We start from the raw sequence: 22,369 nt of genomic DNA, 5'->3' as shown, positions 1-22,369 counted from the left end.
GCGCTGCGCCGTCCACGGGAGGACCACCACCGGCTCCAGTCGGAGGGGATCGCCGACCACGACGGTGCACCGGGCCCGCCCCATGCCGCCGACCGCCGCGCGAGTCCCGCGGTGAGGTGCCCACGGCGGTCGTGGCGGCGCACCCCGAACCACCGGCCCCGGGGCTGTGACCGCTACAGCAGCCCGCTGAGCGGCAGGGCCCGCTCGGTGAGCTGTCCGTACAGCCTTCCGTCGCTGCTGCTGACGTCGGTGAGCCAGTCCACCTCGACCAGCAGCGCGGCGTGCTCGGGTACCTCCTCAGGTGTCAGGGCACAGAACGCGGCGACTTCGTGCAGAGCAAGTCCGTCCTCGGGGTGCCCCAGACGGCCGTCGGGCTGCGTGTGCGCGGCGGCGTACAGGGCCAGGAGCCGGGTGGCGGCGCCGAGCTTCTTCTTCCGCAGTTTCCGGTCGCCGACCACCTTCTGGGCCCATCCGGAGATTTTGGCGCGGGTGGTCTTGCCGAAGAAGAACGGGCGGGGCTGGTCCGGCAGCAGGCCGGGGACCGTGAACGTGGTGAAGTCCTCGGGCCGTGAGGCGAGGGCCTCGGAGGCGCTGCCGGGCAGGTGCAGCCAGCCGGCCGCGACCAGCTGCTCCAGGCTCTGTTCGGCGCCGGCAGGGAGCCAGGTGGTGATGTCCTGGCCGGTGATGTTCCCTGTGCCGTCCCGGGCGGCGCGCAGGGTGAGCAGGAGGACCAGGAGGTGCACGTCCGGTGTGGGGTGGGGGGCGTGGGCCTGTACGTAGGCGAGGACGGTGCGGGCGTGGGCGGCGTGGTTGCGGGTCAGCAGCCGCTCCACCACGGGACCGTCCGTACCGTCGGCGGGGAGTCCGAGGCGGTTGGCGTTCATGTCCCGGGTGGCCTGCGCGGCACCTGCCGCCCGCTTCGCCTCGTGGCGCAGCGAGGTGTCGCCGGTGGCGTCGGCCCACGAGGAGAAGGCGCGGGCCTTGCGGTCGTGAAGGTCGGCGAGGAGGGCGAGGTCGGGTTCGGGGTTGTTCTGGTAGGTCCGGAAGGCGTCGCCGAGCTCGATGAGCTCCAGGCGCAGCACGTCGGGCTTCAGGTCGTAGGGCACGATCCGCTGCGCGATCTTCCCCCACCGCCTGGCCTGCCGCGGCGCTGCGGTAGGGGCGGCGGTGCGGGCACCAGGCACTGAGGCCGGCCTCCCGTCCGGGGCTGCCCCGTCGGTGGGGAGGGTGACGGGGTCGGAGAACAGCACCGTGGCGGCCGTGGGGACACCGGGCCCCTGCTCTCCTCCCGTTGTGCGGTGAGTGCCGGCCGTGTCCGGACGTGGGCGGGGTGGGGGAGGGGCGGTGTCCAGGACACGGCAGCCGGGGGTGGCGGCCGCGCAGCGCGCGCACATTTCCGCAATCCGCCACAACCGTCCGGCGCGGTCCGCGCACACCGCCAGAACCGTCGGTCCCCCGCACGGAGGCCGCGCCTCGGCCTTCCGGCTGGGGAGGGTGGCCGGGTCGGGGGTGTGCCAGGCGCAGTCGGCCGTACGGCACGCGCACCAGGCCGAGGAGCGGGGCCCGCCGCAGGTACGGATCTGGGCAAGGTGCGCGTTCACGTGCGCGACCGCGGCTTTACGGCCCTCGGCGGCGCTGGGTAGGCGCTGCTCGGCGCAGGCAGGGCGGGAGCAGGTGAGACGAACCGTGCCGGCGGAAGGGCGGCCGTAGGGGTCCAGGCGTACCACCCACGCCCTCCCCGTGACGCGATCCTCCTGCGTACCGGCCTCCATCACCATGGACCCGCTCCCCTCGTTGCCTGATCCCGGTGCTCCGGGCGGGCCCCATCATCGGGGATACCGGCAGGCAGCACCGGAAGGAACACCCCGGCTCCCGGCGGTTCGTCGATAATTTTCGGCCCGGACGGTGCGTGGCGGGCCGACGTGCTGGTCAGCGATCCAGACGGGGGTTCGCGGGACGGCCGCAGTACGCCGAGGCGGAGAGCGCCCACCTGGCCGCGCAGGAACGACGAAACAGCATGTAGTACAGCAGTGCGCCGGTTCACTGAGGGGAGTGCAGCTGGAACCCCGCGCTCCGCCGTACGAGTGGATCTGGAAGTGAGGGTATTGACCCCTCTGGTGGGATCGAAGCCCAGTGAGTGCCACTGGGCGTATCCCTCAGGAGGGCAGTTCGTGTCTCACGGCCAGCACCATCAAGTCCGGCTGATCTGCGCGCCGGCAGCAGCCACCCTCGGCACCGACAGTCATCTCTCCGGGGACCGGCATCTGTCATCGCGTGGGCCTGGGCAGGTGTTCATGATGGGCGACAACCCCAGGCTGCCCGTGATGCCCGCAGAGCCGACTCTGGCCGACTTCTTCCAACTCAGGCTCATGCTAGATCCGTTCACTACCCGGCACATGCTGCAAAGCGCCCGCCGAGCCCGCCAGCAGGGCATGGACGACAAGATCGTGCTGGCCTGCCTGCTCCACGACATCGCCGTAGCCGGCCTGCTGCGCAGCCAGCACGGACATTGGGGCGCGCAACTCGTTGAGCCGTACGTGGATCCGGAGGTGGCCTGGGCCATCCGCCAGCACGAGATCCTGCGCTACTTCCCCGACGAGAGCGTCGGCTACGGCTATCCCGAGGCGTACGACGACTTCTTCGGCATCGAGTACCAGCCCCCCGCACACACCCAGGCCGCCTTCCTGGCCGCCCGCAAACACCGCTGGTACATGTCCGCGCGGATCGTCACCATCAACGACGTCTACACCTTCGACCCCGCCGAGGACGTCGACTTCCAGGAGTTCGAAGACATCGTCGGTCGCCACTTCCGCCAGCCAGCTGACGGCCTCGGCTTCGACGACTCGCCCGTCGCACACATGTGGCGCACCATGATCTGGCCCAACAACTTCCTCTGACGGCCGCATCCCACGGGTGTACCCGAGCCCGCCAGCATCGCGAAGGCGGGCTCCGCTGTGTCCGGCGTACGCCTCTGTTCAACCTCAGCAGACTTGGGGCGATGACGCCCGCCCTACCCGGGGAGAAACTCGGACGCGTCAGCCACTGAGGTGTCGGCGCTGATCTCCACGACGAGCTCGGGCTCGACCACCGTGGCGTCGTGGACGGCGGAGCGGCGTAAGCAGTTCGCGAACGACCTGGCCCGCCCCCAGAAGAAGAAGCTGACCGAGATGCTGGAGACCTGCTCATGACCGACAACACCCCGAATCCTGACGAGCGTGGAGTCCCGGATGGTTCGGTCCCGTTGACCGACCATGTGAAGGCAGGACCCGGCGGGGTGATGACCGATGAGGTCGGCGTCATCACCGGCGACGTCACCGTGACCACCGAGGCCGGCCCCGACGGCACCGCTTCGGTCCGGATCCAGTACACGGGTGCGGAGGAGTGGTACACCCTCACCGGCAGCCCAGCACCGCTCCCACCTGAAGGCCTCGCCGCCCTTCACCATCACGTCGTCGAGGCCGTGCAGACCGGAGGTGCTGCTGAGGTCCCTGCAACCACTTCGTGAAAACCCGCCTGGCCGGCATCCCGGCTGCGGCATCGTCGTGGTCAGGGCAGCCCCACACCGCGGGCCGCCTGAACCTGGGGCAGGGGAGAGGGCGGGACCGTGGTGAGTAGGCGCGAGACCTGGACGACGGAGGAGTTCGGCACCTCCCACACCGGCTCGGCGGAGGCCGTCCTGGATGACGGAACGGTCCCGGACCCCGTGTACTTCGACAGTGGCTCGGGCGGGGGAGGGGACCCGGTCTCCCAGTGGAGCGTCTACGACGGCCGCTGGCCCCACGTGCCCCGGGCCGCCGGAGTGCGCGCGGTGTGCTCCTGCGGCTGGACCGGCCCCGAACACCGCCTGGACTGGGAGGCGATCGGTGACCAGGACCTGGCCGAGGCCGGGGAGGACCAGGCGGACGCCTGCGACCGGGACTGGTCCGCACACACCGACCAGGTCGAGGCGACCACTGTCCCCCTGCCCGAGACCGTCACCACGCTGCTGGCGCAGCTGGAGCAGGAGATCGACCAGCTGACCAAGACCGCGCCGGTCGCCGCGGTACGGGCGGCCCGCCGCCTGGAAGTCACCGCCGAGCGGGTCGGCTACTGGGCCGCCCGCGCCACCGCCAACGACCTCGACACCAAGCAGGCCGCCGCCCAACTAGGCCTCAACCAGGACGCCACCCGCAAACTCCTGGCACGCCTCGGACGCTGGAGCCCCTACAACTGACCACGCCCACCCGGACGGAGAGGGTGGCCCGCCCGGACCGACGTACGAAGGAAGACCCGGACGAGCTCCACCCACCAGCCTCCCAGGCCAGCACGCCCGCAAGCGGCGGCCACGCTACTCCGGGAAGAGAGACCCGTCCCTCGGCCTACAAGGCCCTCTCATAGACGACGGTCGCAGTCGGGCAGTCCTCCGCGAGCCCGAGGAGCGCCTGGACCTCGGATTCGTCGGCGGCCAGGTCCCAGCGGAGCTTGGTCGCGACCCAGGTCGCGGCGTACGTGCAGTGGTAGGAGCCGTCCGACGGCAGCAGACCACGGCACCTGCTCGCTATCACCGGCGCGGCCGGCCCCCAGGGCGTGAAGGGCGTCCTACGGCGAGCGGCCAAGGTGCACCGCTCAATACGGTGCGGAGCGGGGCTGCCGATGCACGCCGAGTAGAGTTGAACATGTTCAGCTTTCGTGGCAGCGTGAGCGCTTGACGATCTGGTGTCCGAAGCAACCAGGGTTTGACGTACGCAAGGGGGGAGTCATGCGTGATGAACGAGGGCGAGTCGCTGCGGGGTTGCGTGGAGTGGTCGTGGCGGTCGCGGTGTTGACGCTGGCCACGGGGTGCATGGGGCAGTCACAGACATTGGCTCGGGCCGACATCGTAGGCACCTGGACCGAGGGCGATACCGGGACCCTGCTCTTCAAGGACGACGGCACCGTCGTCGTTCCGAACCTTGCCGAGTTCAACAACGACGGCGACAAGGTGTCGGAGTGCAGCGGCACGGGCAAGTGGGGCGCGTATCCCGACGACAAGGAAGCGCAGCAGGTTTGGACCACCGTCTGCGACGGCAACCCATGGGAATTCGGCGGCTCGAAGGCGCATCCGAAGATGCGGCGCAGTGTGGGAGATCCTGATAACGGGGACGATCAAACCCTCAGCCGTAAGTAGCAGCAGCCGCCCGGCGCGTCCAGCCCGGCATCCAGGTGCGCCCAGAGGTGGCCACGGAGATGATCGCAGCCAGTACCTCCCGATCCCCATGCCGACGCCGGCCGCCGACCTGAGGATGTTCCGGTGCCGACGGGCACCCGTGTTCGAACAACTCCCACAAGCCGTCCGGCACCATCCGCTGCACAAGGCCGGTCGTCACCACACGAGACTGCCGCAAGATCACACCAGACGAAATGGCGTCCTAGGGTATGCGGGTGGCCGGTCTGACGCTGTATCAAAGACACGCTTTCTGGTCCTAAACGACTACGGCATGGGCGGCACCTGGTGGTGGGTCCACGCCCGGTACGAGCAGGAGGTGCTGGAGACCTTCGCCGACGTGGAGGTCGTGCACACCGAGGCCACCCGCGCAGAGGCCGAGACGTGGGGGCTTGACGAGGCCGACGTCGACGGACCGACGACGTTCGCTGTGACCGGACTGCTGAGGGTTGCGCACGCCCCGGCGTGTGCAACCAGCGCCATCGTGGCCTTGCAGTCTCCCGGTCCCGCCCACTTCATCCCGCTCCTGGCGGGTGCCGCGACGATCCTCGTCATGGTGCAGTACCTCACCTCCCGTCTGCTGCGTGGACAGCGGCGCTACCCCGCACGTGGTGGTGTCCTCCGAGAACCAGCGCGACGGTCCGATTGCCTTACGGCAACGGATCACACGTGGTCTCGGCTCCGCGTGCAGAATCGAACAATCTGTCATCCGAACGAGTGATCGTGGGCCGCATACGCTGTGCCCGAAGGCGGGCGTGGGTTGTTCTTGGGCGTCGCAGTCCTCCCCGTCCGGAGGGCTGCGGCCTACCGGCGGTGCAGGTGAAGGGGGATGGCCGTGGGAGTCGTTGTCCTGGCGGCGTGGTTGCTGACGGCCGCACTGGGCGCCTACCTCGCGACGGTCTGGATCCGCAACGGCGGCCTGCGCCAGCGCGGCCAGGGCGTGACACGGCTGCCCCTCTGGCTGGTCCTGGGCCACGTCCTGTTCGCGGTCGCCGGCCTGCTGATGTGGGGCCTGTACGTATGGGGCGCGGTCGAGGCTTCGGGGTGGGCGGCGTGCGCGGTGCTCCTGGTGGTTGCCGCGTTCGGATTCATGATGCTGATGCGCTGGATGCCCAGCTCGGGTCTCCACGCCCAGGCGGAGGCTACTCCCGAGCGGCACTTCCCCCTCAAGGCCGTCGTCGCCCACGGATCCTGCGCGGTCGTCACGATCACCCTCGCCCTGGTCACCGCCGCCCGCTGGACCACCTGACCACAAGGAGCCCGGCGGCCCCCGGTCCGTCGTGCGCACCGGGGGTTACCGGAGCCGGCGGAGGCGACTGCGCGAGCGCCGCGCGGCGGCCAGGCAGGCATACGCAGGGCTGGCCGAGCTGCAGGCACGCCCCAAGTGACTTGCAGTCAGTCCTCGGGGCGGGTGCAGGCTTCGGCGAACAGCCCCTGCTCCGTCCGTTCGCCGATCGGGTGGTGATCGACCCCGCCCGGCACCTGGCCGGGGCTTCCTCTTCCTCGCGGTGGCGCTCATCATGTCGCGGGCAGTGTCGGCCCATCGGCTCGGGGAGGGGGGCGTGGACACGGTCGCGGAGGACGGGCTGCCCGTGCTGTGCCTGGCGGTCGGCGCCCATGACGCCGGCGTCGCGACCGTACTCGTCGAGGGTGGAGCGTACCCGGACCGGCGGCTGCCGGACGGAACGACTCCGCTGCTGCGGGCGGTTGACGGCGGATCTCCGACGGTCACCGCCGCCCTGCTCGGGGACGACGCGGTGGCACGATTGCCCGAGGCCGAGCAGGAGCGGCTCCTCGGCCTGGCGCGGCGCTGGTACGAGCGCGGCACGGAGGCCGAACTCCGCGCCAGGGCGGGCGAACTGGGTCCCGTGCAGCAGAAGATGGTCGACGTCGAGCGGTGGCGGTCCGTGCCCGAGCGGACGCTCGGAGGGATCACGGTCCTGCTGAGCGACGCACCCCCCACCTCGACCGGGCCGCGGCCGCGCCCGTACCCAGTGGACTGGCCATGGCGTTCGGCGGGCTCGCGGTGGGCCTGGGGCGCTGCTCGGCCTGTGGGGGAGGTTGGCCGCCCTCGGAGGGGTGTTCCTCAGCCTGACGCTGTGGCTGAGTGTCAGCTGGGGCGTTCACCCGTACTACCTGGGCAATGCCCTGATCTACCTGATGGCCTGGACACCGCTGGTGATCGCCGGGACACCCCGCCTCTCCCTGGACGCCCTGAGTGCTGCTCACGCCCGCAGGGCAGCCGCTGACTCCGCCCCCGACCGTGTCCGCCGGCAGATCCTGACGGACGGCGGCATCGCACCCTGGCCGTCGCCGGAGCGGCCCTGCTGACCGGAGCGGCAACGACGCGCAGCCGCCCGCGCACCAAGGCCGCAGCATCGGACGGAGCAGCGCCCGGGACGTCCACAGCGCCCCGGGTGTCCGCAGCTCTGTCGGGCCCGGGGTTCGCGGCCGCGCCGGCGGGCACCCCCAACTGAGCGCGCACCGATGAGTCTCTCGTGCCGCACCAGGCAACGTTCGCCCCGTCCTGGAGACCGTGGGTCCATGAGTGGTGGGGGTCAGCCAGACGTGGACGAGTTCGAGGCATGCCTTGCTGCCGTGGTCGAGCGTGCGCGTGAGCCGGGATGCAGCTGACCGGTGGGCCGGGCACTGGTTTGTCGACGACACGCTTGCACGGGACGAACTGTCCTGGTGGGGGCTGGGGCTCCTGTACGGGATCGATCTACGGATGGGACCCGAGGAGCCGTACGTGCACGACGACGAGCAGGTACGGGGATGGCTGGAGGAACCACGACGGCGCCGCGCCGGGTGACGCACCGTGCAGGTCAGCCTGGATCCGTGGTGCGCGGTGGTCCGCGGCTGTTTGGAGCGACGTCACCGGACCCGAGCCCCTTCCCGCCACGGTGTCCAGCGGTCCTACTCCGGGTCGGCGAAGCGTTCCCATGCGGACTGGCGGGTGATGCCGAGGGCCTCGCCGATCCCGGCCCAGGAGATGCCGTGGCGGCGCAGTTCTTGGACCCAGGCGCGCAGTTCGGCCTGGGAGTGGTCGATGTGCGCGGCGATGCGTGGGATGTGGCCCAGCGGCTCGTCGTCGGCCGTCGAGTCCCAGATGGGCCCGCGCGGACCCTTGGTGCTGCCGTCGATGATCGAGGACGACAGGGCGACGCAGTCGTTGCAGATGTAGCCGCCGGGACCGGCGATGAGCTTGGCGACCTCGGTGCTGGGCTTGCCGTAGAAGGAACAGCGGGCGGGTTCGGCCGCAGGGTCGGGAAGGGGGCAGCTGTCCAACACCAGAGAGTGCCCCCCCAAGGGAGGTGGGCGGAGCAGGCTCTGGGATCGGGGTGGTGGGTCGGTCAGTGGCGGGTAGTGTCCTGCTACATCCGCTGGCCGTCTTCGTCTTCGTCGTCGTGGCCGTAGCCGTCGTCACCGTGGCCGGGCTTGTCGCCGTGGTGGTGGCCGGGCTTGCCGTGACCGGGCTTGTCGCAGTCCTCGGCCTTGTCGACCTTGATGGTGACGGTGCAGGCGCGGGTGCTGGTGCAGCTGCCGCCCGGGGCGGTGGGAACCGCCGTGTTGACCAGGCGGTGGTCTCCGGTGTCGGGCGTGTTGATCTTCACCTTGTACGTGATGGTGGCGGTGGCGCCGGGTGCGAGGGTACCGGTCCAGGTGAGGGTGTCGCCGGTGACGGTCGCGGTGCCGGTGGTGGCTGAGACCGAGCCCGGGACGAGGGTGGCGTCGTCCAAGACGTCGCCCAGGTCGTCGGTGAAGTCGCCGTTCGCGGCGGTGGTGCCGGTGTTCTTGACGGTGACCTTGTAGGTGACGGTGTCACCCTCTTCGGCCTTGTGCGACGGTGCCGCCTTCTTGGCGACGGTGTAGGCGGGCGTGACACAGGTTCCGGCGTCCTGGGTGGAGCTAGCGCCGTAGAAGCCGCTGCCGGTCGCCTTGACGGTCGTCACCGGCAGTGCCGCGGTCGACGCCGTGGTGGGAAGGCTGTTGATCTGGTTGATGTCGCCGTTGGAGGAGAACGCGTAGACGGTCCCGGCGGACTTGGCGGCGCCGAAGGTCTGGGGGACCGTGCCGATCTGGATGACGCTGTTGTCGGGGCGGATCCGGAATACGGGGGACGGGCTGGTGGTGTCCGGGGCGCCGAAGGCCAGGACGTCGCCGTCGTCCAGGGTGATGAAGTCACCGGCCGAGACGATGCCGGCCGGGAAGGAGGCCGGGAAGAGGGTGGAGACGCCGGTGGCCGGGTTGATCAGGAAGATCTGACTCGTGTTGAACGAGCCGGCGAGGAGCGTTCCGTCCGCGCGGGCTGTCAGGCCGTTCACGGCCGGCGTCGGGGTGACCGAGGCGAGGGGACCGGTGACCGGCGTGGCCGCAGTCTCCGTACCGGTGACCGGGTCGATGGTGTAGAGCGTGGTTGCGCCGGAGGCTCCGGGGAAGTCGACTCCGTACAGAGCGGATCCGTTCGGGCTGAACGCGATGTCACCGTAGTCGCGCACGAGAGGTGCGGTGCTGAGCGTGTTGCCCGCGGTGTCGTACTGGGTGAGGTTGCGAGTTGCTCCGCCGGTGTTCGCCCACAGCGGCGTGGGTGGGCATACCGCACGCGCCTTGGAGGCGGCGCTCCCGGTGTGGGCAGAAGCCGCACCCCCGATGGCCTGTGCGAGTCCGGCCGGACCCGTGACGGCCAGGACGAGGCCGATCGCCGCGCTCGTCAGCACCCGTCGAAGGGCGCGTCGGCGGTGGTTCCCCATGAAGTTCCTCGCTTCTTCCGGTCCCCGCGGGAACACGGATCGTGCTGCACCACCGGGCCGGGAGGCGGCGGTCGTGTCAGTGCCGGATTCGGTCCGGCCGCACGCCACCCTTCCCATGATCCGTGGGGGCCGCCACGCGAGGCAGGCGCAAACCCGCCTTCCGGGGCATCGCCGCCACCCGGACAGCCCGCTGACCGCCCTCAGGTCGTCCGTTTTCAGAGGACCGCCCTCGCTTGCACCGGATGCGCGCCGCTTCCCTCCCGAGGAATGGCCGTCCCGCCCGGGCGATGCCCGCGCAGCTCGAAGGAGTTCCACGACCGGCTGCGCGCGAGGATCCGTGAGCGGGACGGGTAGGACGCAGAGTCGGCGGCTGGTGTGCTCGACTCGCAGCCTGCCAGCTGTGTACGGCACGGCGCACCGGGCAGCCGGTTCGCGCGGTCCGTACGAACGCCACCCGGCCGATGACTGCCCCGCCGACAGGCCAGAGGGCTTGTTGGGTGTCTATTTCCTCCTGTGAGGAGAGTCCGTCCTCGTCGCTGTCCCAGGATGGCAGCGCGTGCCTGAGCGTCTCCTGGTCGACTCCACATAGTGCTGCCAGCACGGCCTGGCCGACCGGACTGAGCGGGACTTCTGCGTCCGCGCGGAGCGCTCCGGATGGTGCCCCAAGGAGTGGGGTAGCGGATCTTGGCTGGGAGGTGCGCCGTTTCCGTGCCCTCACGTGCATCGACTGCCGGTGAACGCTCCTGGTGGCCAACCAGGCGCGCAAGAAGGCGAAGGGCACCGACCGGTGAGCCGACCTCCTGACAGCGGCGATTCCCGAGGGCGTGGTCCGCGACGCGATCCTCTCCTCCCCGGCGGCGGCCCCCGCTGCCGCCCCGGCCCCCGCCCCGGCCCCCGCCCCCGCTCCGGCCCCGATGTCGGCTTCGGCTTCGGCTTCGGCCGACGCCCGTGTGCCCGCACCTGCCGCCGCGCCGACTCCCGCGCCCGCCACCGCTCCGGCGGCGCCGGTGCGGGAAGCCGCCGATCCGTGGGCGCCGCCCGCGAGCCGGGACGCGAAGCGCTCCTGGGGCCCGCTGACCGAGGGCCTGGAAGGTCCGTCTCGCCCTTGCCGGCTCCTTCGCCGACTCTGTGCGGGCAGCCGACGAGCTCTCCTTCACCCACCAACGGCCCGCACATGCTTCTACGCCAGGTCAGGCATAGTTGACAGAGTGAACGACAAGAACGGTTGGCTCGCCCTTCTCAAGGAGAACCCGGGTCACTCTCAGTGGTACATCGACCGCTTTCGGAAGCTGGCCGAGGACGGCGCCGATCTGCATGGTGAGGCTCGCCTCATCGACGCGATGGTTCCCCGCGGATCCCGGATCCTCGACGCGGGCTGCGGTCCCGGCCGGGTCGGCGGATACCTGGCCCGGGTCGGACACGACGTCACGGGTGTCGACCTCGACCCGGCCCTCGTCGCCGCGGCCAGCACCGATCACCCCGGAGCGCAATGGCTCACCGGGGACCTCTCCGAGCTGGACCTCCCCGCCAAGGACTTCGACGTCCTGGTGTGCGCCGGGAACGTGATGACCTTCCTCGCCCCCGACACGCGCCGCGTCGTCCTAGAACGGTTCGCGCATCACCTACGGGCAGAGGGGCGAGCGGTGATCGGTTTCGGCACCGAGCGCGGCTACCCGCCCGAAGAATTCCTGCAGGACGCCGAAGCCGCCGGTCTGGCCCCCGGTCTCCTGCTGTCCACGTGGGACCTGCAGCCCTATGCCGAGGGGGCCGACTTCCTGGTGGCCGTCCTTACGAAGAACTGACGTACCCCCGGTCGCCTTCGAGACCGACGCGGTACTGGGGGCCCGGTCCGAACGGCTGCTGGGCTGTCGCCGCAGCACCGGCCAGCGTCTCGCGGATCCTGCGGCCGAGCGGGGCCTGCTCCGGGTCCAGACCGGTCCATGCCCCTTCGTTGCTGAGGACCATCGCGGCAGGTCATCAGCCACCCCGGCGTACTCGGCGACGGTCTGGCCGACGCTGACGTCGTGACTGGTGGCGGTCAGGCCGCGGACCGTGATGACGGCCTGGTCCTCGCGCACGATCGTGACGTACGAGTCCGCACGGTCGGTGCAGTGCTGCGCGGTGCAGCCGAGCGCGGCGAGCTGAGCGGGCAGATGTGCGCTGACCTTGGCGGCGGTGCGGGTTGTGCTGTTGGGGGTGCGCGGTGCAGGTGTGGGTCGCCGGATCCGCTCGTGGGCGAAGCGCTCCTCCTCGGCCCACGTGGCGTGCGCGCGCCTCACGACCGTCTCGCGCACATCCCCGACCACTCGGCCAGTCCAGGACGGCCGCCGCTGCGCAGACCACCCGGCCGTCGCCCCGCCATGCTCACCACCGCGCCGCTCGCAGGCGGCGGCGATGAGGGTCTTGGTGCGCTGCTCGGCGCCGGTGGCGAACTTCCCGACTGGGCCAGGCCATCGAGGCCGTGGGAGTCTCCTGACAGGCAGCCCATCAGCCTGCGTCAGTGGGGCCTGTAGACGATGGGTACTGCTGACGTCGGCATCATGCGGTGCAGTCGTACTGCTTGGCGAGGTTGTCGGCGGCCTCGAGGATCAGGGTGCGGGAGTCGGTGGTAAGGGATGTTTCGTCCCAGTTCTCTGCCACGACGACGCCGGGGGCGACTTTCAGCGTGATGGTGACGTAGGCGGCGTCCGTTTTCATCTTCTTGGGGCAGCCTGCGGGGAGCTGGACCTCGCTCTGCCGGGGGCTCACCCATCCCGAACGGCCGGCGGTCAGCCGCGTGGCATCCTTTATCGGGTCGTTGAGGGTGTCGGCGGGCCTGGCGTCGAGGGTGTACTGGATTCGGTCCGCGGTGTGGCCTTCCGGGCCCCGGGTGATGAAGCAGATGGTGGAGAAGACTGGATCCGCCGGGGATCTTCCGCTCTTGTGCTCGTCGGCACTGAGGCTGCCGCCCTTGCCGTCATTCAGTAGGCCCGCGGTCTGTTCGGTGAGCATGCCGAGGCAGAGGTTCTGTGCACGCAGGTCTTTGAGCGTGCTGGGCCACAGCTTGATGGCGGCAAGGACTGCCGCGGCAGCCGCGAGTGCGGCGGGAAGTGCCAGGTATTTCTTGTTCATCAGTACCGTTGGCTCCTCTTCATGTCCGCGTCCTTGATGCCGTTCTGGTACCACTTCCGGGCGGTGGGCTGGAGGCCGTGGTTCCCGCCGAGAGCGCGGCACCGGTGTCGAGGCCGTCACCCTTGAAGCTGCGCTCTGCGCGCTCGCTCGGAGCGTTTGCGTGTTTCCCGGAGGGTTTCAGGCCGTTGAAGAGGGCTTTGGCGGCGTGGCCAATCTCGCCGAGGTCTTCGTCCTCGACGGCATAGCCGACCGAGCCCAGCGCCGATGAGGATCCGCCCGTACTGTCTTCCTTATCTAATTCTATGAATGTGGCCGTTTTGTCAGCGGCCCACTCTTCATCGAACGGCATTATCAGCACCCCCGTACTGCTGGTCGTATAGGGCTCGCCTGGTGTCCTGGCCGACCGGGTGGCCAGCGGGCACAGATGTTGTGAAGGTCCACGTGGGGGACTGGACGACGGGTTCCCCCATGCAAGCAGGGCCCGGTCGGTGCCCGGTAGCCACACGGGCAGGGCCCTGCGCCCCACCATCCAGCACCCGCTCGGCCGTGCAACACGGCCGCTGCAACACACCTGCCCGTTGCAGCCCTGACCCGGACAAGCGTGACCCGGCCGGGCAGCTACACCGCCCTGGACTCCAACGTAGGGAGCCATGGCGCGGGCGTGCCGGGTCAGACCCTTTCGATGGTGATCGACGACACCTGGTCAGGAGCAGGCTGCTGCCCGCGAGGAGATCCAGCGCCACGCCCGCACCGCGAGTCGGCTCGACGTCCTGGCCGTACGGGGGCTCGGGCTGATCGGTCTGAACGACAGCGTGTTCCGCGCCCACTTGATCCGCGGCGACGTACGGGTGCGGGTTCTCCTGCTGGACCCCGATGCCCCGGCCGCTGTGCAGCGCGCGGCGGAGATCGGCGAGTCGCCCGAGACCCTCGCAGCCGGGATCCGCCTCGCGGAGGCCCGGCTGCGGGAGCTGGCCGCGGTGTGCTCGACGTAGGCGCGCCCCCGGCGGGGGCGGAGGCCTGGCGGCCTTTCAGGGAATTCCCCTTCGGGGAATTCGTGGGTGGCAACGGCTGGGCCCGGCCGTGACCACCACGAACAGCTCCCGAGGCACCCCTGCGGGCCGAGTTCAGCGATTTGCCGGTGGCCGGCCCTGCCACCGGCGCCTCTTTCAGCTGTGGTGTGTCAGCTGTGGTGGGTGGAGGTGGTGTCGGGGAGTTGGCGCAGTTCTGCGGTGGCTTCGGCGGTGCGGGGGTGGCCGAGCTCGCTGAGGGTTCGGTGGGCGGTGGTGAGCGTGTCGCGGGCTTCTTCGATGAGGCCGAGCCGGGCGAGCAGGATGCCGAGGTCGAGGCGGCCGGGTTCGCTCCAGGCGGGCATGCCGGCGGCCCCGAGCTGGGTGACGGCGTGACGCAGGGGGTCTTCGGCTTCGTGCCAGTGGCCCAGGGCTATGAGGTCGTGGCCCATGTGCAGGTGGGCGACGGCGAGGTACAGGCGGATCTTCTCTGCGGGCTTGCCCGGCACGCCGGCCACGCAGATGGCTTCACAGCGGCGGTGGACGGTCAGGGCCTCGCCCGGCTTGTCTGGTGTCGCGCAGTTGCTTGCCGAGGGTGAGGCGGGTGGTGATCTCGGCCATCCGGTAGTCGGCACCGTGCTGTCGGGCGAGGTGGTCGGCCGCTTCCTGGAGGCGGGTTGTCGCTTCGTCGAGCCGGCCCAGGCGGTTCAGGGCGCCGCCCATGTAGCCCAGGGCCCAGCCGACCTCGAGCTGGTCGCCGCACTCGCGGGCTGCGGCCAGCGCTCCTTGCGCGGCCGCCGGCGCGGCCTGGTAGTCGGTGAGGCTCACGTTGTTGGCCCAGGCGAGGTAGTTCAGGTGGATGGCCTCGTGGCGTTTGCTACCGATGGCGCGGGCGGAGGTGACGGCCCGCTGGAAGACCTCCGCCCAGGTGTCCCAGTGCTGGGTGGCCTCGGAGACCCGGTGCATCGCCTCGGCCGTGTCGATGACCTCCTGGTGCAGGCCGATGTCCTGGGCCCGGGCGAGAGCGGCCAGCCACTGAGGGCGTTCGGCCTCCAGCCAGGCACGGGGCTGCTCGCTTCCCCCAGGGCGCCGCTGACCCCCTCGCCCGCCTTGGGCCGGGCCCGGTCCACCAGGGAGCGGGCCCGGCCGGTCGCATGCATTCCCACGCCCGCGAGCGAGCAGATGCCTCGCGCCTTCAACGCCCCCAGACGGCGGAACGCCGTTCCGGTCGCGCGGAATCGCCAGCGTGACGGCGTCGGCGTCGGTCAGGACCGTTTTGGGCGAGGTTCCCTGCGGGAGTTCCCTGACCCGTGACCTGCAAGATCTCCGCGTTCGTTTCCGAGGTGTTCGCTCATAGTCCGCGAGCTGCAGGCCGAGGGGCGCCCGGTCGACCCACTCGACCTCGCCCAGGTATCCCGTACCTGACCGGGCACATCAAGCGGTTCGACGAGTACTCCACCCACGAACTCGGCATCACCCCTGACGCCTACGATGCCCGCCTGGACTTCGACTTCAGCGTGCTCGGCGACGACAAGGCAGCAGCGGCATGACGGACAAGCTGACACGGTCCGAAAACCGTTAGCGGTCCCAGGGGCATTGAGCCGAGACTGACGGGTCGATTGCACCGGACAGGAAGAGTGGCCAGCCCTGACGTACAACCGTGACATCCTGTCCTTCCCCGACAACCGCGTGCCCCCTATCACCTACGAGAGCATTCGGGACTGGGAAGAGTTCGACCCTGCCCGCCAGTCGTTCGCCTGGGACGAGGACGAGGAGGAGCACCTCCGCTCGCTGGTCCGCGAGTGGGTGCCACCTGTGCTCTCCGGTATGGCCGGCTGGTGGCAGGGAGAACGCTGGTGCGAGAGCCAGGTGGACGCGATCATCCGGGAGCGATACGGCACCTGGGCCTGGGGATGGAACTGGTACCACTACAGCGGTGGGCCCATCGGCAACTGGACCGGCGGGCCGAGTTCGGTGACGACCCCCGACGAGACCGCGGCACGTGTCGTGGCCGCGCTGCTGGAGTGGCGGGAGTGGCTGGAGCGGACGGCTCAGCGCTTCGCCGAGCTGGCGCCGCCGCCGGACGCGTCGCCCGAGGATCGCAGCTGGCACCTGGAACGGGCCTGCGTCCGGCTCGTGACCCACACCATGGACTCGGGCGCGGACAATGCCTGGCGTGGCCAGACCTCGATCGTCCTGGGCTGGTTCCTCACCAGCACCGGCATGGACCGGGCCGAAGCCGCGCGAGCGGTGGAGCGCGCGATCGGCGGCCGGTTCACGAGCTGGGTCTACCCGGAGCGGAGTCTGGTCGAGTCGGTCGGCGAGGACCTCGCCGTCGGCCTCACCGGCCACGCCCCGTACCGGGACCACCGCGAGTGGGAAGCGCTGGAGAAGCTCCATGATCGCTACTGACAGCCTCTCGGTCTGGCTGCGGGTGCGCCGCGAGGTCGACTGGCGGCGTTCTCCGGCTCTGCAACGGGTTCCGGCTGGCCGCGACGGGTTCCGGTCCTGGTGCGAGGGACCGGTGCGTCGGCGCGACCCGATTCGCGCTGAGCGTCTACTCGCCGCGCACACCCTGGCCCGGGAGGACGCCGCACGCCAGACCCCGCTGAACTTCGCCCTGCTGGCCCGTTGGCAACGCGAAGTCCTCGCTGCAGCAGGGGCACCGTTCCGCGTGAGCGACGCCTATGCGAAGGTCGGCCGCGAGCGCTACGGTCTGACCCTTCACACGCAGGCCGACTTCGATTCCTGCCTGAACGAGACGACCGACCCGGACATCCCGCTGGCGGCCCGCGCAGCCCGCGCCTACCTCGACGTGGCGTTCTTCCACCCCTTCGACGATGGCAATGCCCGCGCCGCACTGTTGACCTTGGTCTATGTCCTGGCGCGGGAGGACATCGTCCTTCCAGAGGTCGGCCCCCTCCAGACCAGCCGCTACGCAGATGACCCGGCCGGTGCCGCCGACCTTGCCACTCTCATCGGGGTGCTCAACCTCGGCACCTACGAGCCCGGCCTACCCGGACCCTTCGGAACCTGGGCCGATCACGACGGCCAGGACGGTGAGCTCGAACCGGACGAAGACCTCCTCCCCGAACCGCACTGCTGACTCACCAAGATCATCCCGTGGCGGCTTTTGGGCTCACCTCGGCTGGACCCCCAGAGTCCCGTGGGTTCAGGGAAACTGAAGGCTCTTCAGAGGGAACCCCCGCGGGTTCGCTCCGACTCACGGTGAGGAGTCTTCGCTTGTGGGCGTCATCACCTCGTGGAGATGCTCCTCAACCGGACCCAGGTGCTGGTCATGGGCCAGGACGATCTCGTCCGCGAGGTTGAGGATGCGGATGATGCCACCGGGGAACTGGACGGTGATGCCGACGGCGAAGTCGTAGTCGCCGCGCTGGTAGCGGATCTCCCGGACGGAGAGGATCCGCTGGCCGACGAACCGGGCCATGGGGAAACTGGTTAGGTCGTCCTCGATCGTGGTGTGGCCGTATTCGTCCATGTCGTAGGGGCCGTGAGGCTGGTCGATCTCCAGGGACAACCCGTCGCCCGGTGTGTGGAACCGGACGGGGCCGAGGCCGTCCATGTGCAGCCACATGTGCAGGAGGGAGGGTTCAGTCTCTTGGTAGTGGTGCCAGGACGTCGTCACCTTCAGAAGGTGCCTGTCGACCAGGTCCTCAGCGTTGATCATCCATGGATGCTTTCACGATGTTCCACGACTCGGCACTGGTTTCCAGGAGGCGCCGGGCCGAGTCCGCGTAGCGGATGGCGGTCTTCTCGGCCAGGCCGAAGCCCTCGGCGAGGTGGAGTGGGTCGGGGCCGTGGACGAGGGCTTCTTCGAGCTGGCGGTCGACGCGGAGCCGTTCCGGCGTTACGGTCTTGCCGCGAAGCGCCGCAGAGGGGTTCACCGAGCTGGGCGCGCGTATCAAGTTCTGCGAGTCGTAGATGCGCGGGAACCTGACGCCGGACGAGTGTCTGCCTCGCACGAGGGTCCTGTCGGATGGCCGGGTCGTTTTCAAGTAGGTCCGGTTCGTTAGGACGGGCCGGTGTCCAGCGGCAGATGGACCGTGCCGTCGTCACCATGTTCGCCCTCGTCCCCGTCCGCCGCGGATTCCGTGCCTGCGTCTTCGCCGCCGTCCTCCAACGGGTGGTGGGCCGGCTCGTATCCCCGCGCCGAAGTTGACGAGAGCCTCGGCATGGTCGTCGGCCCTGACGAGGGCCTCGCTGTGCCGAGGGATTTGGACCTCGGCGACCGGACGAAGGCGGTGAAGCAGGCGCGGCCTCAACCGGCTCGCGCACGCGGCGATCGTCGGCACCGTCAAGGACGTCCTCCCCGATAAGGAGGCCGGCCTGCTGGTCGGCTCCCGCCGGTGGCCGCTGCTGGCCGCCGACTTGGACCAGATCCGCGACCAGGGTGGCACCGGTCGCCTCGCCGCGTCTCGTGGAAGCGACCCGCCGCCGTCCCTGCCCACCGGCAGCAGACCGCACCGGCCAAGGGTGCGGGGCGGTACCCGCTAGCTCCGGTGCAGTCGGGCCCTGACAGGGCCTCGGGGCGTGTTCCCGGGAGCGGGGACGCGGGACCTGCCGACGTAATCGGCGTCACCTGCGCAGACATCAGATCAAGCACACGATCCCCGAGCCGAGAGACCGGCGGGCCAAGCTGAAACCTCGTCCGTGCAGGGCGACGACCAGGCGGCCGGGCCCGGCGAGGTGCTGGTCCCTTCAGGCAGGTTCTGATCAGCCCCACCGACCACAGCGCAGTCCCCTCACCCACGGATCTCCGCGATCCGTCCCACATCCCCCGGTGCAAGGTCCCTGAACCCGGGGCACGTTCTCCGGAGAGCTCGGCTACTGCGGGTGCCTGCAGCGCGAGGTCCTCGCGGAACACGTCAAGTCCGACGACTCGCCCTGCTCGCGGCAGGAAGCAGTAGCTGGCTACCGGCCGCACACCCTGAACGCGTGAGCCTCCTACAGGAGGGCCCTCGCCCGCGCCGGATCGCCGGGCCGGGGATCAGGAAGTGGCCGGGCCGGGCCGGCTGCCGTCCAGCCTCCACCCGCTCCCCGGGCGGCCATTCCGCGCGCGGCCAGTCCCTCCAGGTGCTGGAGCACCGTGCGCTGGGTGAACCCGACGACGCCGCAAACCTCCTGGACCGTGCTCTCCCGGGCACCCGCTGTCCGAAGAGCGTTCCACGTGCGCTGTGCGGGGTGGCCGAGGCCTCCTTCCGTCCTGCTCGCGAAGACCGACCGCTCCGGCGCGGGCACCGGTCCATCAGGAGCGGACTGGTCCCCCGAGGGCGGTGTCGGGGGTGCCCCGCCCGCCCCGGACCTGCTCACCGGCCGCGGCGTCCGGTTGACGCTGCGGTGCCTGCGGCCCTTCTTGGTCTTTCCCACGTGGGCTCCTCCCGTACTCGTATCCGGCCCTGCCCTAACGACACGGCCTGCCCGAGGCATCGACTACGAGTGCATACGGGTACGGAGTTTCACTGACACGGAAGCAAAGCGCCGGACAGCGTCGGGCCGGGGCCGTTGCCCGGGCCGCGCCACGCCATCGGTGGTCCATGGCTCACTGTTCAAGGGGCAGGCCGGTGATGAGGAGGGCTCCTGATGGGTTGGGGGCCGCGTGGACAGTGCCGCCGTGCCGGGTCGCGATCTCGCGGGCTATGGCCAGGCCCAGCCCGGTGCCGCCGGTGTTGCGAGCGCGGGCGCTGTCCAGGCGGGTGAAACGTTCGAAGACCCGCTCACGGTCGGCGCTGGGGATGCCAGGGCCGTCGTCGCGCACCTCGACCCGGGCCAGGCCATCGGCGCCGGAGGTGACGGTGATGTCCGTGACCGTGCGGGCATGCCGCGCGGCATTGTCGAGGAGATTGCGCAGCAACCGTTCCAGTTGCACGGCGCTGCCGTGGACGACGACCGGGTCGTCGGCGTAGAAGGTGAAGCTCAGAGTCTGGTGGATGCGGAGGTGGCGGAACTCTTCGACCAGGTCGTGCGCGAGCGCAGCGAGGTCGACGGACGTGCCGGCCGGATGGGCGGCGTCGTCCAGCCGGGCGAGCAGGAGCAGGTCGTCGGTGAGGCGCTGGAGCCGCTCGATGTCGGTGAGCGCGTCCCGTACCGTCCCGGGCCAGTCCACGTCCTCGGGATGGGCCAGGGATGCCTCGAGGGAGGTACGGAGGTTGGCGATGGGGCTGCGCAATTCATGGGAGGCGTCGGCGATGAAGAGCCTCTGGCGGGTGACTCCGGCGAAGATGCGATCGAGCGTCACGTTGATGGTGCGAGCCAGCCAGGGGACCACCGTCCCGATCTCGGAGACCGTGATGCGCTGGTCGAAGGCACGGCTGGTGGTGATCTCCTGCAGTTCACGGTTGAGGGTCTCGACCGGCCCCAGAACGATGCGGGTCGCGGCCCACGCGGTGGCGCCGACGGCGAGTCCGCCGCCGATGACGAACAGCCAGTTGGTGAGCGCGCGCGTGGACTCGTGATACGCGCTGCTCAGGGCGATGAACCAAGCGCCCGTGCCCACCATGGCCGTCGCTGAGGAGAACGGGAGCAGGATGAAAGGCGTGCGGTCCCGGTCCGCGGCCCGTGCGCCTTCCTGCCGTGGCGGCGCGCTCGCCCAGGTGGTGGCGGCGACGAGTAGTCCGGGGACCGCGACGGCGATGCTCAGCACCAGCCACGGCAGATAGAGGGACGTCTGACCGGTGCTGGACATGAGAACGGTGGGCATCCAGCGCGCATTGGCGAAGGTCACCAACAGCGCAGTCGCGGCAGCGGCCGTCACCGAGCTGCGACTGCGCGCGCTCCCACCCCACTTCCATACGGCAGTGGCCACCAAGGAGGCGGCCAGCAGCGCACCGGGCGCCGCCGCCTCCTCGATGAGCCCGAGAACACGGCCGAGGAGACCGGAGCCCGCACCTATCGGCGGCGGCAGCATGAAGCTGATCAACAGCGAGGACGCGAGGCCCGCGCCGAGCACGGCAAGCGTGCTGAGGCCTGCTATGGCGGCGAGGCGGTCCCGGCCCGCGCGAACGTCACCCACCGTCGGCCGCCAGCCGGTAGCCGCCGCCACGCACCGTTTCGATTGCTGTGCGTTGGAAGGGCGCGTCGATCTTGCGCCTCAGGGTGCTGACGTAGACCTCGACGATGTTGATGTCCCCGTCGTACGACACGTCCCACACGTCGTCCACGATGTCCATCTTCGGGACGACCTCGCCCGCCCGGCGGGCCAGGCACTCCAGCACCGCGAACTCTTTGGCGGTGAGGGTGACCCGATGTTCTCCGCGTCCGCAGGTGCGCGCGGCGGGATCGAGCCACAGGTCGCCCAGGCGCAGCCGGGTGCGCACCCGCGGGCCGCCGCGACGCAGCAGAGCGCGGAGCCGCGCCTCCAGGACGACGTAGGAGAAGGGCTTGGCCAGGTAGTCGTCGGCGCCGGTGTCCAGCGCCTCCGCTTCGTCGTACTCACCGTTCTTGGCGGAGAGCATGAGGATCGGGGTGTCGACGCCGTCGGTGCGCAGCCGGGCGCAGACCCTGTAGCCGTTCAGGCCCGGCAGCATGATGTCGAGGATGACCGCGCTGTAGACTTCGTCTCCCGCCATCGAAAGACCGATCCTGCCGTCGTGGGCGACGTCGACTGCGTACCCCGCGGCCTCCAGGCCGCGCTTGAGGGAGGCGGCCAGCCGCTCCTCGTCTTCGATCACCAGCATTCTCATGGTCGTCAGTATCCACGGGACGCCAAGACCTCCCTGAAATGATCTTCAGGGAGCTTCAGCCTCTTTTCAGCAGGTCAAGGACCCGTGCGATGAGGCCCGCTGCGCTGGGCGAGTCTCGGACGCGGCCGATCGGCGGGTCGTCGCCGTGCGAGCGGCGACCTGCCCGGCCTGACCGTCATCAACACCGACGGCCAGCACCTGACCAGCACCTGGGACGGCACCCCCAGCGCTGACCCGCCACCGGCCCCCGCCCGGCCTGCCGGTCCCAGGCAACCGGGACGGGGGACTGCGCCCGGCGCCGGCCTCCCGCGGGCCGGCCCTCCCTACACCGCGACGCGGGGCTCCCGCGAGGTCCTGGAGGTGCACGTCGGCTGAGAGGCCGACCTCCTGAAGGCGACGGTGCCCGAGGGCGTGGTCCGCGACGCGATCCTCTCCTCCCCGGACCGACATCGCGGCCAAGATGGGTCAGCTCGACGCCAGGGGAGTCGACGTCGCCCGAGTCCTCATCGACGCCAACCGTGCCGGAGCCGGCGTCGACCAAGCCGTCGCCGCCGCCGCCAACCAGTCACCCACACCCGCCCCGGCCGCCCCGGCGGTCCTGCCCGGCTCCGGCCGCGC

General features: G+C 70.2%; 25 protein-coding genes and 3 pseudogenes. 13 read left to right on the top strand and 15 right to left on the bottom strand.

Annotated elements, in window-relative coordinates:
- Positions 1–173: 173 nt before the first annotated feature.
- A complete protein-coding gene (locus tag ACZ60J_RS05690; protein ID WP_469679166.1) occupies positions 174–1,106 on the bottom strand; it encodes a hypothetical protein in 933 nt (310 codons plus the stop codon).
- Positions 1,107–2,396: 1,290 nt separating this feature from the next.
- On the opposite strand from ACZ60J_RS05690, the gene ACZ60J_RS05685 reads away from it, so the two are divergent.
- The 4 genes from ACZ60J_RS05685 to ACZ60J_RS05670 all read left to right on the top strand — a co-directional run bounded on the left by ACZ60J_RS05685 (position 2,397) and on the right by ACZ60J_RS05670 (position 4,213).
- The gene (locus tag ACZ60J_RS05685; protein ID WP_469679165.1) at positions 2,397–2,897 is read left to right on the top strand and encodes a hypothetical protein; all 501 of its coding nucleotides are present in this window, start codon (positions 2,397–2,399) and stop codon (positions 2,895–2,897) included.
- Positions 2,898–3,047: 150 nt separating this feature from the next.
- Complete coding sequence (locus ACZ60J_RS05680) at positions 3,048–3,188, top strand: hypothetical protein (protein WP_469679164.1); 141 nt, start codon at positions 3,048–3,050, stop codon at positions 3,186–3,188.
- A gap of 89 nt (positions 3,189–3,277) precedes the next feature.
- Positions 3,278–3,505, top strand: a complete 228-nt coding sequence (locus tag ACZ60J_RS05675) for a hypothetical protein (protein ID WP_469679163.1) — start codon at positions 3,278–3,280, stop codon at positions 3,503–3,505.
- A 99-nt stretch (positions 3,506–3,604) separates the two neighbouring features.
- On the top strand, positions 3,605–4,213 hold the full coding sequence (locus ACZ60J_RS05670; protein ID WP_469679162.1) for a hypothetical protein: 609 nt from the start codon (positions 3,605–3,607) through the stop codon (positions 4,211–4,213).
- A gap of 145 nt (positions 4,214–4,358) precedes the next feature.
- On the opposite strand, the gene ACZ60J_RS05665 is transcribed toward ACZ60J_RS05670, so the two are convergent.
- Positions 4,359–4,544 carry a hypothetical protein gene (locus ACZ60J_RS05665; RefSeq protein WP_469679161.1) on the bottom strand — a complete coding sequence of 62 codons (186 nt, stop codon included), beginning with the start codon at positions 4,542–4,544 and terminating at the stop codon, positions 4,359–4,361.
- A 242-nt stretch (positions 4,545–4,786) separates the two neighbouring features.
- Here ACZ60J_RS05665 and ACZ60J_RS05660 point away from each other — a divergent pair, with 242 nt between their 5' ends.
- Entirely contained in the window at positions 4,787–5,146 is a 360-nt protein-coding gene (locus ACZ60J_RS05660; RefSeq protein WP_469679160.1) for a hypothetical protein, read from the top strand.
- Between the two features lie 31 nt (positions 5,147–5,177).
- Here the strand turns inward: ACZ60J_RS05660 and ACZ60J_RS05655 are convergent.
- Positions 5,178–5,345 (bottom strand): annotated as a pseudogene (locus ACZ60J_RS05655) (transposase); the annotation flags it as partial.
- A 111-nt stretch (positions 5,346–5,456) separates the two neighbouring features.
- Between ACZ60J_RS05655 and ACZ60J_RS05650 the strand changes: the two are divergent.
- The 3 genes and pseudogenes from ACZ60J_RS05650 to ACZ60J_RS05640 form a co-directional block, all read left to right on the top strand.
- Positions 5,457–5,903, top strand: a complete 447-nt coding sequence (locus tag ACZ60J_RS05650; protein WP_469679159.1) for an HPP family protein — start codon at positions 5,457–5,459, stop codon at positions 5,901–5,903.
- A 114-nt stretch (positions 5,904–6,017) separates the two neighbouring features.
- Positions 6,018–6,431: a hypothetical protein gene (locus tag ACZ60J_RS05645; protein ID WP_469679158.1), complete on the top strand. Its 414-nt coding sequence runs from the start codon at positions 6,018–6,020 to the stop codon at positions 6,429–6,431.
- A gap of 747 nt (positions 6,432–7,178) precedes the next feature.
- Positions 7,179–7,420: pseudogene (locus ACZ60J_RS05640) on the top strand (hypothetical protein); the annotation flags it as partial.
- Positions 7,421–8,098: 678 nt separating this feature from the next.
- Here ACZ60J_RS05640 and ACZ60J_RS05635 read toward each other — a convergent pair.
- Complete coding sequence (locus ACZ60J_RS05635) at positions 8,099–8,470, bottom strand: ClpX C4-type zinc finger protein (RefSeq protein ID WP_469679157.1); 372 nt, start codon at positions 8,468–8,470, stop codon at positions 8,099–8,101.
- A gap of 86 nt (positions 8,471–8,556) precedes the next feature.
- Complete coding sequence (locus tag ACZ60J_RS05630; protein ID WP_469679156.1) at positions 8,557–9,933, bottom strand: DUF7927 domain-containing protein; 1,377 nt, start codon at positions 9,931–9,933, stop codon at positions 8,557–8,559.
- A gap of 1,208 nt (positions 9,934–11,141) precedes the next feature.
- Here ACZ60J_RS05630 and ACZ60J_RS05625 point away from each other — a divergent pair.
- Positions 11,142–11,735 carry a class I SAM-dependent methyltransferase gene (locus ACZ60J_RS05625; protein ID WP_469679155.1) on the top strand — a complete coding sequence of 198 codons (594 nt, stop codon included), beginning with the start codon at positions 11,142–11,144 and terminating at the stop codon, positions 11,733–11,735.
- Here the strand turns inward: ACZ60J_RS05625 and ACZ60J_RS05620 are convergent.
- The 3 genes from ACZ60J_RS05620 to ACZ60J_RS05610 all read right to left on the bottom strand — a co-directional run bounded on the left by ACZ60J_RS05620 (position 11,722) and on the right by ACZ60J_RS05610 (position 13,393).
- Positions 11,722–11,898: a hypothetical protein gene (locus ACZ60J_RS05620; RefSeq protein ID WP_469679154.1), complete on the bottom strand. Its 177-nt coding sequence runs from the start codon at positions 11,896–11,898 to the stop codon at positions 11,722–11,724. The genes ACZ60J_RS05625 and ACZ60J_RS05620 overlap by 14 nt on opposite strands.
- A gap of 573 nt (positions 11,899–12,471) precedes the next feature.
- Positions 12,472–13,044, bottom strand: a complete 573-nt coding sequence (locus tag ACZ60J_RS05615; RefSeq protein WP_469679153.1) for a hypothetical protein — start codon at positions 13,042–13,044, stop codon at positions 12,472–12,474.
- Between the two features lie 19 nt (positions 13,045–13,063).
- On the bottom strand, positions 13,064–13,393 hold the full coding sequence (locus ACZ60J_RS05610) for a hypothetical protein (RefSeq protein ID WP_469679152.1): 330 nt from the start codon (positions 13,391–13,393) through the stop codon (positions 13,064–13,066).
- A gap of 463 nt (positions 13,394–13,856) precedes the next feature.
- Here ACZ60J_RS05610 and ACZ60J_RS05605 point away from each other — a divergent pair, with 463 nt between their 5' ends.
- Positions 13,857–14,036: a hypothetical protein gene (locus tag ACZ60J_RS05605; RefSeq protein ID WP_469679151.1), complete on the top strand. Its 180-nt coding sequence runs from the start codon at positions 13,857–13,859 to the stop codon at positions 14,034–14,036.
- A gap of 188 nt (positions 14,037–14,224) precedes the next feature.
- Here ACZ60J_RS05605 and ACZ60J_RS05600 read toward each other — a convergent pair whose 3' ends face one another.
- The 3 genes and pseudogenes from ACZ60J_RS05600 to ACZ60J_RS05590 all read right to left on the bottom strand — a co-directional run.
- Complete coding sequence (locus ACZ60J_RS05600) at positions 14,225–14,569, bottom strand: hypothetical protein (RefSeq protein ID WP_469679150.1); 345 nt, start codon at positions 14,567–14,569, stop codon at positions 14,225–14,227.
- Positions 14,570–14,579: 10 nt separating this feature from the next.
- Positions 14,580–15,017: a hypothetical protein gene (locus tag ACZ60J_RS05595; RefSeq protein WP_469680287.1), complete on the bottom strand. Its 438-nt coding sequence runs from the start codon at positions 15,015–15,017 to the stop codon at positions 14,580–14,582.
- 252 nt (positions 15,018–15,269) lie between these two features.
- Positions 15,270–15,406 (bottom strand): annotated as a pseudogene (locus ACZ60J_RS05590) (transposase); the annotation flags it as partial.
- Between ACZ60J_RS05590 and ACZ60J_RS05585 the strand changes: the two are divergent.
- From ACZ60J_RS05585 to ACZ60J_RS05575, 3 genes are all read left to right on the top strand, one after another.
- The gene (locus ACZ60J_RS05585; protein ID WP_469680286.1) at positions 15,362–15,601 is read left to right on the top strand and encodes a hypothetical protein; all 240 of its coding nucleotides are present in this window, start codon (positions 15,362–15,364) and stop codon (positions 15,599–15,601) included. The pseudogene ACZ60J_RS05590 and the gene ACZ60J_RS05585 overlap by 45 nt on opposite strands.
- A gap of 139 nt (positions 15,602–15,740) precedes the next feature.
- Positions 15,741–16,463 carry a hypothetical protein gene (locus ACZ60J_RS05580; RefSeq protein WP_469679149.1) on the top strand — a complete coding sequence of 241 codons (723 nt, stop codon included), beginning with the start codon at positions 15,741–15,743 and terminating at the stop codon, positions 16,461–16,463.
- Positions 16,450–17,157, top strand: a complete 708-nt coding sequence (locus ACZ60J_RS05575) for a Fic family protein (protein ID WP_469679148.1) — start codon at positions 16,450–16,452, stop codon at positions 17,155–17,157. The genes ACZ60J_RS05580 and ACZ60J_RS05575 overlap by 14 nt, the downstream gene beginning before the upstream one ends.
- Before the next feature lie 117 nt (positions 17,158–17,274).
- Here ACZ60J_RS05575 and ACZ60J_RS05570 read toward each other — a convergent pair whose 3' ends face one another.
- From ACZ60J_RS05570 to ACZ60J_RS05555, 4 genes are all read right to left on the bottom strand, one after another.
- Positions 17,275–17,739 carry a hypothetical protein gene (locus ACZ60J_RS05570; RefSeq protein WP_469679147.1) on the bottom strand — a complete coding sequence of 155 codons (465 nt, stop codon included), beginning with the start codon at positions 17,737–17,739 and terminating at the stop codon, positions 17,275–17,277.
- On the bottom strand, positions 17,726–17,977 hold the full coding sequence (locus ACZ60J_RS05565) for a hypothetical protein (RefSeq protein WP_469679146.1): 252 nt from the start codon (positions 17,975–17,977) through the stop codon (positions 17,726–17,728). The genes ACZ60J_RS05570 and ACZ60J_RS05565 overlap by 14 nt, the downstream gene beginning before the upstream one ends.
- Before the next feature lie 1,634 nt (positions 17,978–19,611).
- Positions 19,612–21,081 carry a sensor histidine kinase gene (locus tag ACZ60J_RS05560; RefSeq protein ID WP_469679145.1) on the bottom strand — a complete coding sequence of 490 codons (1,470 nt, stop codon included), beginning with the start codon at positions 21,079–21,081 and terminating at the stop codon, positions 19,612–19,614.
- Positions 21,074–21,751 carry a response regulator transcription factor gene (locus ACZ60J_RS05555; protein WP_469679144.1) on the bottom strand — a complete coding sequence of 226 codons (678 nt, stop codon included), beginning with the start codon at positions 21,749–21,751 and terminating at the stop codon, positions 21,074–21,076. Before ACZ60J_RS05555 ends, ACZ60J_RS05560 begins: the two co-directional genes overlap by 8 nt.
- Positions 21,752–22,369 lie beyond the last annotated feature (618 nt).

This window comes from Streptomyces sp. NPDC104226, assembly GCF_055584085.1.
This window is presented reverse-complemented; position numbering and strand designations above follow the sequence as displayed.

What these genes read in the sequence shown, in the direction of transcription:
- ACZ60J_RS05685 (WP_469679165.1), top strand. Translation starts at nt 2,397, where the DNA reads ATGCTGCAAAGCGCCCGCCGAGCCCGCCAGCAGGGCATGGACGACAAG.
- ACZ60J_RS05675 (WP_469679163.1), top strand. Translation starts at nt 3,278, where the DNA reads ATGACCGATGAGGTCGGCGTCATCACCGGCGACGTCACCGTGACCACC.
- ACZ60J_RS05650 (WP_469679159.1), top strand. Translation starts at nt 5,457, where the DNA reads ATGGGCGGCACCTGGTGGTGGGTCCACGCCCGGTACGAGCAGGAGGTG.
- ACZ60J_RS05630 (WP_469679156.1), bottom strand. Translation starts at nt 9,933, where the DNA reads ATGGGGAACCACCGCCGACGCGCCCTTCGACGGGTGCTGACGAGCGCG.
- ACZ60J_RS05620 (WP_469679154.1), bottom strand. Translation starts at nt 11,898, where the DNA reads ATGGTCCTCAGCAACGAAGGGGCATGGACCGGTCTGGACCCGGAGCAG.
- ACZ60J_RS05615 (WP_469679153.1), bottom strand. Translation starts at nt 13,044, where the DNA reads ATGAACAAGAAATACCTGGCACTTCCCGCCGCACTCGCGGCTGCCGCG.
- ACZ60J_RS05610 (WP_469679152.1), bottom strand. Translation starts at nt 13,393, where the DNA reads ATGCCGTTCGATGAAGAGTGGGCCGCTGACAAAACGGCCACATTCATA.
- ACZ60J_RS05595 (WP_469680287.1), bottom strand. Translation starts at nt 15,017, where the DNA reads ATGCACCGGGTCTCCGAGGCCACCCAGCACTGGGACACCTGGGCGGAG.
- ACZ60J_RS05575 (WP_469679148.1), top strand. Translation starts at nt 16,450, where the DNA reads ATGATCGCTACTGACAGCCTCTCGGTCTGGCTGCGGGTGCGCCGCGAG.
- ACZ60J_RS05570 (WP_469679147.1), bottom strand. Translation starts at nt 17,739, where the DNA reads ATGATCAACGCTGAGGACCTGGTCGACAGGCACCTTCTGAAGGTGACG.
- ACZ60J_RS05555 (WP_469679144.1), bottom strand. Translation starts at nt 21,751, where the DNA reads ATGAGAATGCTGGTGATCGAAGACGAGGAGCGGCTGGCCGCCTCCCTC.